General features: G+C 28.1%; 10 protein-coding genes. All 10 read left to right on the forward strand.

Features of this window, described 5'->3' with window-relative positions:
- The first annotated feature begins 6 nt into the window (after window positions 1-6).
- The 10 genes from asnB (AC3IF2_RS03290) (at window position 7) to AC3IF2_RS03335 (ending at window position 14,662) form a co-directional block, all read left to right on the forward strand.
- Window positions 7-1,914: an asparagine synthase (glutamine-hydrolyzing) gene (gene asnB, locus AC3IF2_RS03290; RefSeq protein WP_489165606.1), complete on the forward strand. Its 1,908-nt coding sequence runs from the start codon at window positions 7-9 to the stop codon at window positions 1,912-1,914.
- A 25-nt stretch (window positions 1,915-1,939) separates the two neighbouring features.
- On the forward strand, window positions 1,940-3,952 hold the full coding sequence (locus AC3IF2_RS03295) for an alginate lyase family protein (protein ID WP_489165607.1): 2,013 nt from the start codon (window positions 1,940-1,942) through the stop codon (window positions 3,950-3,952).
- Entirely contained in the window at window positions 3,936-6,098 is a 2,163-nt protein-coding gene (locus AC3IF2_RS03300; protein WP_489165608.1) for a bi-domain-containing oxidoreductase, read from the forward strand. Before AC3IF2_RS03295 ends, AC3IF2_RS03300 begins: the two co-directional genes overlap by 17 nt.
- Window positions 6,085-7,290, forward strand: coding sequence for a glycosyltransferase (locus tag AC3IF2_RS03305; protein ID WP_489165609.1), 1,206 nt, complete (start codon window positions 6,085-6,087; stop codon window positions 7,288-7,290). Before AC3IF2_RS03300 ends, AC3IF2_RS03305 begins: the two co-directional genes overlap by 14 nt.
- 346 nt (window positions 7,291-7,636) lie before the next feature.
- Window positions 7,637-8,698 carry an MBOAT family O-acyltransferase gene (locus tag AC3IF2_RS03310; protein WP_489165610.1) on the forward strand — a complete coding sequence of 354 codons (1,062 nt, stop codon included), beginning with the start codon at window positions 7,637-7,639 and terminating at the stop codon, window positions 8,696-8,698.
- Window positions 8,698-9,609, forward strand: a complete 912-nt coding sequence (locus tag AC3IF2_RS03315) for a hypothetical protein (protein ID WP_489165611.1) — start codon at window positions 8,698-8,700, stop codon at window positions 9,607-9,609. Before AC3IF2_RS03310 ends, AC3IF2_RS03315 begins: the two co-directional genes overlap by 1 nt.
- 6 nt (window positions 9,610-9,615) lie before the next feature.
- Complete coding sequence (gene asnB, locus AC3IF2_RS03320; RefSeq protein WP_489165612.1) at window positions 9,616-11,466, forward strand: asparagine synthase (glutamine-hydrolyzing); 1,851 nt, start codon at window positions 9,616-9,618, stop codon at window positions 11,464-11,466.
- The gene (locus AC3IF2_RS03325; RefSeq protein WP_489165613.1) at window positions 11,463-12,557 is read left to right on the forward strand and encodes a glycosyltransferase; all 1,095 of its coding nucleotides are present in this window, start codon (window positions 11,463-11,465) and stop codon (window positions 12,555-12,557) included. Before asnB (AC3IF2_RS03320) ends, AC3IF2_RS03325 begins: the two co-directional genes overlap by 4 nt.
- A 45-nt stretch (window positions 12,558-12,602) precedes the next feature.
- Complete coding sequence (locus AC3IF2_RS03330) at window positions 12,603-13,568, forward strand: glycosyltransferase family A protein (RefSeq protein WP_489165614.1); 966 nt, start codon at window positions 12,603-12,605, stop codon at window positions 13,566-13,568.
- Window positions 13,569-13,663: 95 nt separating this feature from the next.
- On the forward strand, window positions 13,664-14,662 hold the full coding sequence (locus tag AC3IF2_RS03335) for a lipid II:glycine glycyltransferase FemX (protein ID WP_489165615.1): 999 nt from the start codon (window positions 13,664-13,666) through the stop codon (window positions 14,660-14,662).
- Window position 14,663: the final 1 nt, after the last annotated feature.

The following is a 14,663-nucleotide window of genomic DNA, read 5'->3' on the forward strand; positions in this document are numbered from 1 at the left end:
TAAATTATGTGTGGAATTGTTGGAATAGTAAGTAAGGGTGAAAATGGAGTAGAATCAAATTTGTTAACCGAAATGAGAGATGAAATGATCCATCGAGGCCCTGACGGGTTCGGTTTATGGATTTCTAACGGTAAACGAGTTGGATTAGCACACAGGCGGTTGTCAATTCTAGATCTAAGCGATAATGCTGCACAACCAATGTGTAATAAGAACAACACAGTTGTTATTACTTACAATGGAGAGGTTTATAACTTTAAGGAAATAAAAAATGAACTTCAGAAGTTTAATTATTCTTGGAAAACAGATCACTCTGATACAGAAGTTCTATTACACGCTTATGAACAATGGGGTATAGAATTTATATATAAATTAAGGGGGCAATATGCTTTTGCAATTTGGGATGAAAATCTTAACAAACTTTTTCTTGTTAGAGATAGGATGGGTATAAAGCCTTTGTATTATTCTAATCAAAGAGATAAATTTGTTTTTGCTTCGGAAATTAAAGCAATACTCAAAGACAAAACTTTTAATAGACAAGTTAATGAAGAGTCATTTTATCATTACCTTAGTTTTTTAACAACACCAGCTCCAAACACATTATTTAAAAACATAAATAAACTATCAGCAGGAACTTTTTTAGAAATTAGCCTTTTAGATGACGGGGAGTTGTCAATGAATTTAGAAAAGTATTGGAGCCCAGGTGACGAAAAAGAATCTATTGATAAGAACTATAGCGAGAAAGATATAGTTGAAGAGTTAAGGAGACGACTAAGAGATTCTGTTAATTCGCACAAGGTTAGTGACGTTCCTTCGGGTGTTTTTTTATCTGGAGGAATAGATTCTAGTTTAAATGCTGCATTATTTTCAGAAAATGAAGATCTTCCAGTCAAAACATTTACCATTACATATGACGATAATAATAGTAATTATAAAAGTGAAGCTAAGTATGCAAAAATAGTTTCACAAAAAATAGAATCAGATCATTATGAACATGAGCTTAGTGTAGATGATATGGTAAACTTTTTAGATAAAATGGTATATCTACAAGATGAGCCAATTGCTGACCCAGTATGTGTACCTGTTTATTATGTATCAAAACTAGCTAAAGAGAAAGGAGTAACAGTTTGTCATGTTGGTGAAGGTTCCGATGAGGTGTTTATAGGGTATCCTTCTTGGAAAAAAAACATAGATTATTATTATTTGAATAAAAAAGTACCAGGTAAGTTTATTCAAAATACTTTATTATTTATAGCAAAAATATTTGGAAAAGAAAGATCAAGCAAGTATGAATTATTAAGAAGAGCTAGTAAAGGTGAAGATCTTTTTTGGGGAGGCGCAGAGGTTTTCACAGAAGGTCAAAAGAATAAGCTTTTATCAAAAAGATTAAGGAGAAAATTTAAAAATTTGAGTTCATGGGAGGTTATTAAAAAATACAAAACAGCTTTTGAAAAATCGAATATCAAAAAAAACAGATTTAATTGGATGGGATACTTAGACTTGAATCTACGATTACCTGAATTGTTATTGATGCGCGTGGACAAAATGAGTATGGGTGTAAGTATTGAAACTAGAGTGCCATTTTTAGATTATAAGCTTGTAGAATACGGAATGAGTATTCCAGAATCAATAAGATTAAAAAATGGAACCTTAAAATATATTTTAAAGAAGGCTTCAGAAGGTATAATTCCACATGAAATAATTTATCGAGAAAAACAAGGATTTGGTGTGCCTTTAAATGATTGGTTTCAAGAGGAGTTAGGAAAATATGCTCAGAAAGTAATAGAAAGTTTTATTAAAGAAACAGATTTTTTTGATAAAAATGAAATCAATAGAATGATTCAAAATAAAGATCCTCAGTTATGGTTTATATTGAATTTTGCTTTATGGTGGAATAAATTTATTAGAAAAAATTAAGGCATTATGCCCTTACATATGACTTATGTCGTTGATACTTAGAAAAATATTAAACTTAAATGAGAAATTTGCTTATAATCTTACAGGTATAATAAGAAAATTCGTTATAATTCCATACGACTCTTTTTTAAAATTACAAGAAAAAAACGTAAAAAAAAAAATACTTCGCAATGTTCCAAGTATTAAAAATAAATTATTAAATGTTATACCTCAAGTTGATAAAGGAGATCTGATTGGGGTAATTAATAAGTCTCAAATTAGCAATATTCTAGAAGAAGCTAATGACATTCTATCAGGAAAATTTGAAATCTTTTCTAAAAAAGTAAATTTTAAAGAAGGAATTGATTGGCATTTAGATTTTAAATCTGGATATAGATGGCCAAGAGGCAAGCTTTATTCTAAATATAAGCAGGTAGATATTAACAATAATGCAGATGTTAAGTTCCCAAGAGAACTGAGTAGGTGTCATCATTTTCTAAGCTTGGGTCAGGCCTATATTTTAACTGGTAATGAATCATATACTCAAGAATTTATAGCACAAGTAAGAGATTGGATAGAGGAAAACCCTTACAAAAGATCTATAAATTGGGCATGCTCCATGGATATAGCTATACGAGCTAGTAATTGGATATTTGTTTTACCTATGTTTTCTAAATCCTCTTTACTAAGCAAAGAATTTTATGTAGAAATATTTACATCTCTTTATTTGCACGGTAGATTCATCTATGAACACCCTGAAAAAAATAGAGTTTATAATCATAATCATTATCTATCTGACTTAGCTGGGCAAATTTTTATAAGTATGTTGTTTACAGATTTAAAAATTGATGAAACGAAGCTTTGGAATGAAGATGGTATTTATGAATTTTTTCGGGAAATTAGATTACAGATTCTACCTTCAGGATTTACTTATGAACGAACTACAAGCTATCATAGATTGGTAACTGAACTGATTTCATATACAATTATAATTCTTCAAAGGAATCACTTTGAAATTCCAATTGACATATTATTTCGTTTGAATAAAATGTTTGACGTTATTGCAAATTATACCATATCTAGTGGTTATTCTCCTATAATTGGTGACCAAGACAATGGTAGATATCTGCCTTTTTTTAATTATAATATAAACTATCAACAATATCTTCTTAACATAGGTGCAGTTTTATTTCAAGATAGCTATTTAAAGCATTTTTCTGGAGATAATAATATTGATGTATTATTTCTTTTTGGGCAACAAGGTGTGTCAAAGTATCTTAATTTGAAGCCGGATATTCAAAATTTAAAATCAAAACCTTTTTCAGATGCCGGGTTTTATATTATGAGAAGTGATGAATGTTATTTATTCATAAATAATAGTGGGTTAAGTCATTATAATGAAGTAAAAGGTAGTACTCATACACATTCTGATTTGTTGTCTTTTGTTTATGCTTATAAAGAAGTTTTCTTTTTGATTGACCCTGGGACTTATTTATACTCTTCAAACCCCAAAGAAAGGTTGAAGTTCAGATCAACTTCAATGCATAATACTATAACCGTCGATGATCAAGATCAAAACGATCTAAATGTTGCTAATCTTTGGAGTATAAAAAGAAATGGATTACCTAGAGAAATATCATGGTATTCGAACGAAGATATTGATATTTTTGAAGGAACTCACTCTGCTTATGAAAGATTAGAAAGACCTGTTCAACATTTTAGAAGATTTGAATTGAAAAAAGATGAAAATAAACTGAAAATAGTAGACAAAATTTTTGCTAATGCAGAGCATTTAATTAAGTGCCATTTTCACTTTGATGAAAATGTAGAGATTAGAATTGAAGAGAATACTGTGTTTTGTAAGAAAAAAGGCTATTATATTAAACTCACTTTTGAATCTGATTTTCAATATTTTATAGAATTAAAAAAAGAGTATATTTCAAAATCGTATAATAGTAAGGTACTAGCTAATTACATAATAGTATATTTCAAAATAAATAGTCAAATTGAATTTATAACCCATATTGAGAAAGTAGAAAATAATGAAGCAAATTTTTAAAACAAACTTAGGCATAAAAGTTAAAGAAGTACCAATTCCATTGCCTAGCGATAATGAGATACAAGTAAAGGTTTATAATAGTTTAGTTAGTGTAGGTACTGAGGTTGGTACACTCAAGCCTAAAAGCTTCTCCGATAAGGTTGAATTAAAAAAGCAACAATTTGAAAAATTGTTAGAACTATTTAAAGGAAAAGGAGTAAATGCTGTTTATAGCAAGTTATTAAGTAGAGTAAACGATTCAAAAATTGAATCAAAATATGATACATTGGGTTACAGTAATTCAGGAAAGGTTATAGCAAAAGGACGACTTGTTACTAATTTTAATATTGGTGATAGAGTAGCATGTGGAGGTAATGGTTATGCTGCACATGGAGAAATTGTTGTTGTACCTAAAAATTTAGTGGTACGGTTACCAGATAATGTAACTTATGAATCAGGGGCTTTCACAACCATAGGAAGTATTGCGATGCATGGAATTAGGAGATCTAATGTTCAACCTGGAGAATGGATAATTATTTATGGAGTTGGTCTTCTAGGATTGATAGCTGTGCAAATAGCTAATAGCTGGGGAATTAATGTTATCGCTATAGACATAAAAGATGATAAACTTGATATGGCAAAATCTTTAGGTGCTAACATAACTATTAATGGGCAAACTGATAAGAATATTATAGATATTGTAAAATCTGCTACATTAGGTTTTGGTGCAGATGCTTCGGTTATTTATGCCTCTACTTCGAGTAGTAACCCCATTAATGATTCTTTTATTTTATGTCGTGAAAAGGCAAATATTATAATTGTAGGTGCAGTAGGAATGAATTTAGAAAGGGAAGTCTTTTATCGAAAGGAACAAAATTTAATAATATCAACTTCTTATGGGCCAGGAAGATATGATCCGAATTATGAAGAAAAAGGACATGATTATCCTATCGGATATGTGAGATGGACCGAAAATAGAAATATGATTGAGTTTGTAAATTTACTATCTAATGATAAAGTGAATGTGGAAAAGTTACTTACAAGTACTAATGATGTTTTAGATGCAACAGAAGTATATAAACGATTGGCTTCTCCAATTAGTGATGAAATAGGAGTGCTTTTTAATTTTAACGATGAAGAGGATTTAAAAAAGGGCAATTTTACTAATAACAATATTATATTAAATAATGATAAAGCTTTTATTCGAGATATTAATGTTGGGATTATAGGAGCTGGCAGTTACATTCAAGAGTATATACTACCATCTTTAGTTAAAAATGATAACATAAATTTAATTGGTTTATGTAATAAAACGGGACATAGTTCATTAGCAGTAGGTAAGGCAAATGGATTTAAATATATAACAGGGGATTATAAAAAACTACTTTCCGATAAAACTATCAATTTTATTATTATAGGCACCAGACATCATTTGCATTCTAATCTTTCTTTAGAAGCTTTGAAATGTGGAAAAAATGTTTTTGTGGAGAAGCCACTTAGCTTGGATATTAGTGGTGTTGAAAGAATAGTTGACGAGCTAAGTAATAACAAAACCAAACTTTTTATTGGCTTTAATAGAAGATACTCTAATCATATTCAAAACATTAAGAAGCGTCTATTGAAGCATTCTAGTCCTATAATGATTAATATGAGAATCAATGCTGGAAAAATCCATAAAGATTCATGGATTCAAGATCCTTTAATTGGTGGAGGTAGAATTGTGGGAGAAGCCTGTCATTTTATTGATCTTAGTAATTATATTATAGATGAAGAAATCACGTCAATAGATATTGTTTCTATACCAGTTGACAATAAACTTATTTATACCGAGGACAATTTTATAATTACTATAAAATATGCTCGTGGGTCAATAGCGAATATTTTTTATACTGCAATCGGTAATAGTCAGCAACTAAAAGAACGAATTGAGGTGTTTTGCCAAGGTGAATCATATGTTATTGAAGATTTTATTAGGAGTATACATTATTTTCAAAATGATCAGCATATTGAAGATTTTAATTATCAAGATAAAGGAAGAGAAAGACAAATCATCGAGATTATAAAAAATTTAAAAGGAGAAAAGTCAATTGTGCCAAATACCATTTTTGATATCAATGCGTCTTTAATATCAATATATGCTCAAAATACGTTGCATGGACAAGGATAAAATTAAAAGATTTTATATAATGCCAGACGTATGGGTTACAGTAACCCAATCTCAAGTTTTTAACTGGATAAAATTAGTCAATAATAAAGGTGTAGATACAGATTGTATTTCGTTATCCACTAAAGTTAATGACCCTAGAAATGTAAAAGAATTTGAAAAATTAATTTTAGGTAAATTCATTGAAATAAAGAACCCTAAAAGATTAATAATCAGCGATGTTAAATTATTTATAGTGTTGTTTAAGCATTATATTTTAAATTTTTTAAAATTTGATAAAATAATATTTCAAAGTAGAATGCCTTCTATTGGTTTTACTTTTATATTATTAAAATGGTTACCAAAAGTTAAATTAATTTTTGAAGCAAGAGCTGCCTCCAATGAAGAAGATGTACACAATAACCTTCAAAATTTAAGCCTTAAAATACGGATTAAAAATTGGTTTTCTAAAACTAGCGAAAAGCTTATGGTCAAAAAATCACATAAGGTATTTTGCGTATCTCACGCATTAAAAAATTATTATTTGAGAAAATTTAAGGTTAATATAAACAAGTTTGTAGTATTTCCAGGTGCAGCAGATTCAAATCTTTTTTTTTATGATAAGGAATTTAGGAAAAAAGTTAGAAAAAATCTCAATTTAAAAAATGACGATATATTAATTGTATACTCTGGAAGGTTAGAAATGAAATGGGAAATACCCGATAAAATATTTTCCTTTTATAAGTATTTACGGAACATGAATAATAACTTTAAGATTTTATTGTTAACTCCTGATGTTGAGTTAGCAAGAGAGTTTTTGTTGAATGAGAAAGATGAATTTTCGAACACTTGTATAATAAAAGAGGTTGAATTCCATGAAGTAAATAATTATTTAAACGCTGCTGATATTGGTTTACTTTTAAGGGAAGATATTATTATGAATAATGTAGCTTCTCCTACAAAGTTTGCTGAATATTTTATGACTGGTTTACCAGTGATAATTAGCTATGGTGTTTATGATTTTGCCGAAGTTGTTTCTAAGACTGGTTATGGTACAGTTGTACAAGATCTAGACAAAATTCATAAAGAAGAATATATAAATCTAATTAATTCTCTTACTCATAACAGAGAGGAAATAGCTAATTGGGGAGCAGAAAATTTGTCGAAAGAATCATTTATTGAAAGTTACGTTAACAATTTAATAAAATCTAATTAGAGTGTTATTTAATTCTATTCATTTCATATATTTTTATACGACAGTCTTAGTTATATATTTTTTAATTAACTATAGGTATAAATGGTTGGTATTATTAGCCTCTAGTTATTATTTTTATATGAGTTGGAATGTTAATTATGTTTTTCTTATTCTTTTTACTACGACTATATCTTATATTACAGCTCTAAAAATTGAACAATCAAGAGATGTTTTTTTTAAAAAACTATACTTATCTATTTCTATTATCTCAAGTTTAGCAGTTTTATTTTTTTACAAGTATTTTAACTTTTTTGGAGAATCAATAAATATTCTATTTTTTAATAATACCTCTTTGGAAGTTCCTTATATGAATTTATTACTCCCAGTAGGTATTTCTTTTTACACTTTTCAAACGCTAAGTTATTCAATAGATGTTTTTAATGAAAAGATTAAAACTGAGAAGCATTTTGGTATTTATGCACTTTATGTTTCATTTTTTCCACAATTGGTAGCCGGTCCAATAGAAAGAAGTACTCGTTTGCTACCACAGTTTAAATTAAAACATAAAATTAATTCTGGGAACATAATTATAGGCCTAAAATGGATAATTATAGGATATTTTATGAAACTTGTGATAGCAGATAGATTGTCACTTTATGTTGACTCTGTATATAATAATGTATATGAACATTCAAGTATTTCACTAGCCCTCGCTACCTTTTTCTTTGCTTTTCAAATTTTTGGTGATTTTGCTGGATATTCTAGTATCGCAATTGGTATAGCACGAATAATGGGTTATCAATTGATGACAAACTTTAATAGACCATATTTTGCCGTGTCAATAAGTGACTTTTGGCATAGATGGCATATATCATTGTCAACATGGTTTAGGGATTATTTTTATATACCTTTGGGTGGAAGTAGAGTTGGTATTCCTAGGTGGTATTTAAATTTATTCTTAACTTTTCTTGTAAGTGGATTTTGGCATGGAGCCAATTGGACTTTCGTTGTTTGGGGCGCTTTACATGGATTGTATATAATTTTTGAAAATTTATTTAAACTAGGTGAAATTAGAAAGAACATTTCAGCTATAGAGAGAGTAATCAGAGGAGTTTTTGTTTTTATACTTGTAGATTTTGCATGGATTTTTTTTAGAGCAAATAGTGTAGAAGATGCCTTTTATATTGTAAAAAATATTTTAAACTTTAATACAGAAAATATATTTATAGACTCTAGAGTATTTTTTTATGGTTTTATTGCTCTTTTAATACTTTTCATTAATGATCTTTTAATTGAGCATAATTTAAATTCAAATATTTTGAATGATAAACTTACATATAAAGTAAATATATATTTTGCATTTTTGATTTGTATAATATTATTTATTGGAGTTTTTAACGGAGGTCAATTTATTTATTTTCAGTTTTAATGCAAAAACATTTTCTATACCACATATTTTTTTTCTTAGGAATAATTCTATTCACTGATTTATTAGTAGGTTGGATAGTTAAAAAAAACTTTGATAATTTATCTTTTGGATTTTATGGAGATATTAATGATAGTTTAAAATCTGATTCAGAAATCATTATTTTAGGAAGCTCTAGGGCATTACATCATTATGTCCCTAAGATATTATCAAAAAAACTTAATTATAAAGTTTATAATGCAGGAACAGGCGGTTACGGAATTTTTTTAGATTACGCAGTTCTTTCTGAAAAGATAAGGACAGATAATATACCTAAAATTGTAATCATAGATTTATCACCTAATACCTTTATAAATGACAACCTCTCTTATTCGAAACTCAATAGGTTGCTACCTTATTTTAAAAAATATTCTTCTTTTAAAGAGATAATCCTTTTAGACCCTCAATTTAATAAATTTAAACTAATATCAAGTTTGTATGTCCATAACTCTATTTTATATGACCTCATTAGAAACACTTTTGATAATAATAATAGTGAGGATGGTTATATAGCATTGAATGATGAATTTAATGAAACCAATTATAACCCATATTATCTTGACGAAAACATGAATATTGACGAGAATAAGATTAAATATTTAAATAAGATAATTGAAGTATGTAAAATTAATGGTATTAAATTATATGGAGTAGTTTCACCCACTTATGAGAAATTTGATAAGGATAACAGAATTATTCAGGAATTTGAATCAATATTTTTAACCTCCAACCAATATTTTTTTAATTTATCTAGTCTTCAAGGCATTCATCAGAAAAATAAATATTTCAAAGATCAGCTTCACATGAATCATCTAGGCGCAAGTTTTTTTTCTGAGGAAATATCATTAAAAATAAAATATAAATTAAAGAATTGAAACAGAATGTGTGGAATTGCAGGAAAAATATTTTTTGATAAAGAACAGCATGTTTCTTTTGGCGAATTAAAGCACATGACAGACGTTATTGTACACAGAGGTCCAGATGATGAAGGACATTATGTTAGAGGTAATGTTGGTTTAGGGTTTAGAAGGTTGAGTATTATTGATTTAAAGTTGGGGCATCAACCACTCACTGACAATAGTGGAAGATTTTGGATTACTTTTAATGGTGAGATTTACAATTTTAGAGAATTGAGGAATGTTCTTCAAAAAAAAGGCTATTTTTTCAGAACAAACACTGATACTGAAGTAATAGTTAATCTTTTTAATGAGTATAAAGAAAAATGTGTTGATTATTTAATTGGTATGTTTTCTTTTGTAATTTGGGATGAAAAGGAAAAAACTTTATTTGGAGCCAGAGACAGGTTTGGAATAAAACCGTTTAATTATTACATAGACAATGAAAAGTTTGTCTGGGGCTCTGAAATTAAGTCAATTTTAGCTTCTAGAGATATTAAGAAAGATATAAGTATTGATTCTTTAGATTATTATTTTGCCTATGGATATACTCCTAAAAATGAATCTATTTACAGGCAGATTAACAAATTAGAACCAGGTCATTTTTTTACATTAAAACCACATTCAAAAGAAAAACTAAAAATAATTAATTATTGGAAAGTAAATTTTGAACCTGATTATTCAAAATCTGAAGAATATTGGAAAAAAGCTATTTATGATTTGCTGAATGAAGCTGTGAAGAAAAGAATGATTAGTGATGTTCCTTTGGGAGCTTTTTTAAGCGGAGGAATTGATTCTAGTATAATAGTTTCACTAATGGCGTTGAACTCAAGCTATCCCATAAAAACATTTTCTATTGGTTTTGAAGAAGAAAAATATAATGAACTAAAATATGCTCGACTAATAGCTGAAAAATATAATACAGAACATCATGAGTTTATTATTAGCCCAGAATCAATAGAATTACTCCCCAAACTTGTTAAGGGATATGATGAACCTTTTGCTGATAGTTCAGCTATTCCCACTTATTATGTTTCTAAATATACGAAAGATTATGTTACAGTTGCATTATCCGGAGATGGAGGGGATGAGCTTTTTGCAGGATATAATTCTTACAATAAAATGATCACATTAAAAAATAATAGGTTTAATCACAAAATTTTGTTTGGAACATTAAACAAACTCATACCTGATTATTTTTATGGTAAAGGGTTAGCTTATTACATGTCGCAAAACAAATTAGATATTGCGGCATATTTCTGTATTTGGAGAGATTATGAGAGAAGAAAAGTATTTAATCCAGATGTTAAACAAATAATACAAAAAGGTTTTTCTGAAAAAATTAAATGTAATTTACTTAAGAAATTTAGTGGAGATTTTATTAGTAAAGCTCAACAATTGGATATTAGTACATATATGGTTGATGATATTTTAACTAAGGTAGATAGGTCGTCAATGTTAAATTCTTTGGAAGCTAGAGTACCTTTGTTAGATCATAAATTTGCGGAATTAAGCTTTAAAATACCATCTGAATTTAAATTAAAAGGTCAACAAAAAAAACATATTTTAAAAGAAGCCTTTAAACATTTATTACCAAATGAAGTATTATATCATAAAAAACAAGGTTTCGCTGTACCATTGAACATTTGGTTTAAAGGAGATTTAAAAAGTTTTGCTTATGATAATTTAACAGGAAGCAAATTTTTGTATGAATATCTTGACAAGAAATATGTAGAAGATCTTCTTAATAATCATCAAAAAGGTTTCAGAGATTTTAGTCAAAAAATTTGGTCCCTACTTTTTTTAAATGAGTGGTTAAAACAGACGAACTCTTGAAAATACTATTTATAATAGAATCAATGAGATCTGGTGGTAAAGAGAGAAGGTTATTGTCACTAATCAAGGGCTTAGGAAATTTAAACTTTTTTAAGCTTGAATTAATAATATTGTCCAACAGAATACATTATGAAGAAATATTAAATCAAGACATATTTATTCATTATTTACCAAGAAGCATATTTAAAAATATTAGAATAATACCTAAATTCTTAAAAATATTAAATCAATTTGAACCAAATATTGTACACTGTTGGGATAACGTAGCTGCCATTCATTTTGGGCCGATTTGTCATTTTAAAAAAATTACATTTATTAACTCGATGATTAGCACTGCACCCTCTAAGTTGGGTTTTTTTTCAAAAAGGTATTTAGCATATTCTATTTCTTATCCATTCAGCACATATATTTTGGCTAATTCAAAAGCTGGATTGAAGTCTTTTAGGGTGCCAAACAACAAAGGATTAGTAATTTATAATGGGTTTGATTTTGATAGAATTAAAAACATTATTATAAAGGAAGAGATTCGAAGAAAGCTTAATATTAAAACGGATTTTGTGGTAGGGATGACTGCATCATTTTCAGAAAAAAAAGATCATGTAACATTTATAAAGGCAGCTCTGAAATTATTACAGTTTAGAAAAGATATCACTTTTGTTTTTATTGGGGATGGTCCCCAGTTAAATAAAATTAAAAGTATGGTTGAAGAAAAAGAAAAGCAATTTTTTAAATTTTTGGGGGTTAAAAGAGATGTTGAAAGTATTGTAAATATTTTTGATATTGGCATTTTAACAACATTTACAGAGGGCATTTCAAACGCAATTATGGAGTATATGGTGATGAAAAAACCTGTTATTGCCACAGACGGAGGAGGCACCAATGAATTAATAACAAATTATGAAAACGGCTTTTTAATTGAGGTTCAGAATGTTTCAGAACTTGTGGTAAAAATAGAATATCTCTTGAATAACTCAATTTATGCTCAAGAAATTGGAGTTAGAAACGAAGAAAAAATAAAGAGAAATTTTTCAAATAGAATAATGATTGAAAAATTTGTTGAACTTTATGAAAATAATTTAAGACATTTGTAAGTAATTACCTCTTATAACCTAAATTAATAATTGCTAAGTAAAAATATGGAGTCTACTTTTTTTAGCGTTTTTACATCAGTTTATAATCGAAAGCACACTATTCATCGAGTTTGGGAAAGTTTGAATAATCAAACTTTTCGAAATTTTGAATGGATAATAATTGATAATGGTTCTGAAGATAATGTCAGACCCTTATTGGAAGAGTACCAATCCAGTGCTGATTTTCCTGTAAGACTTTTTTTTCAAAAAAATTCTGGAAAATATGGTGCCTTTAACCGCGCTATTGATTTAGCGAATGGTGAACTCTTCGTTCCAGCTGACTCTGACGATAGATTTGAGCCAAATACACTTTCTAGGTTTCAAAAAATTTGGACCGAATATAATACCGACAAAGTTGCAGGAATAACTGTATTGTGTAAATACAAAGATGGTCAAATTGTTGGAGAGAAATTTCCCTTTGACGGAATTTCATGCTATCTGGATATTGTTTATAAACATAAAATTGGTGGAGAAAAATGGGGATGTGTTAGAGTGGATGTACTTAAGAAATATAGATTTCCAACAAATTTTAATGTGACCTATTTTCCTGATAGATATATTTGGGCACAAATTGGGTTTAACTATAAAACAATTTTTATTAATGAGGCACTCAGAATTTATTACCAAGATGCTGGAAACCAAGATACACATACAGTGTATAAGTCTTTGGAATTTGTAAGAATGAAAAATTTTTTTACTACATGGAGAATAAATTTTATTTTCCCTAAGGCTGAAAAATATATACCTTTAACAGAATACTTAGGCATGTTTGTTTTTCTATGGCTTACTTCCTTTACAATAAAAAAATCAATTTCAAAAGTCATTAAAAGTCTTAAAAGAAATAAGAGCAAAATAGTTGCAATAATAATGTTATTACCAGCTTATATAATTAAAACTTTTGGATTAAAATTAAGGTTTCTTAAAAAAAAGAAATATCGTTATCAGTTAAGCAATAACATTGAAAATAAGTAGTAATTAAATTTGATTATCATAATGTTTTTATTATCTACGTCTGGATGTAATTTTAGTTGTTGATTTAAATAGAAAACATAAAATAAATTTGGAAAGTGAAAATAGTTAAAGGAGAAGAAATTAAATTAAACCTTTGGAAAGAATTTCTCGAAAACAATTTCTTTTCATCCCCATTTCAAACGTCAGATTTTCAAAAATTATATAATAGCACGGATGGCTTATCTGCAAATTCTTTTGCGGTCGAAGAAAATGGTAAATATACCGTATTAATAGTTGTTACTATTCAAAAAGAGAGAGGAATAAAAAGAATTTTTTCAAAAAGAGGTATTGTTTATGGAGGAGTATTGGTTGATGAAAATCAACACTCTTTAAAAAAGCTCTTAAATTACATCAAGAAATATTATAGAAGGAAACTAATTTATTTAGAGATTAGAAATCATTTCGATTTTTCAAACTACCTAAAATGTTTTGTTGATTGTTCTTTTGAATTTCTTCCACATTTGAATGTTCAATTAAAAATAGAAAATAATACTGATTTAGATTCCATTATATCTAAAATGAAGTATAATAGAAGAAGAGAAATTATGCAGTCTTATAAACAAGGCGCGTTTTCTAGAGAAGCTGAAACGATAAATGAGGTTAAAGAATTATATATAATACTGAAAAATTTATATGACAGAAAAGTTAAATTACCCCTTTTCCAATACTCATTTTTTCTAAATGTTTTTAATAGCAATATTGGAAGAGTTTTTGTTGTTATTCACAATAATAAGGTAATTGGTGGAGCATTCTGCATTTTTTCAAAAAAAATGTCTATAAATACTATGTACTATGTGGGGTTGAGAAACTATCATAAAAAAATATTCCCAACTCATCTTGCAATAATTGAAGTAATAAAATTTGCAATTAATAATAAGATAGGTTTAGTTGATTTTATGGGGGCAGGGAAACCTGGCGTAGATTATGGTGTACGTAAGTATAAAATACAATTTGGAGGTGATTTAGTTGAACATGGAAGATTTAGAATAATACTAAACCCCTTTTTATATAAAATTGGTGAATTAGGTTTAAAGGTTATTGCTAAAATCTCATAGT

The organism is Maritimimonas rapanae, from assembly GCF_057837205.1.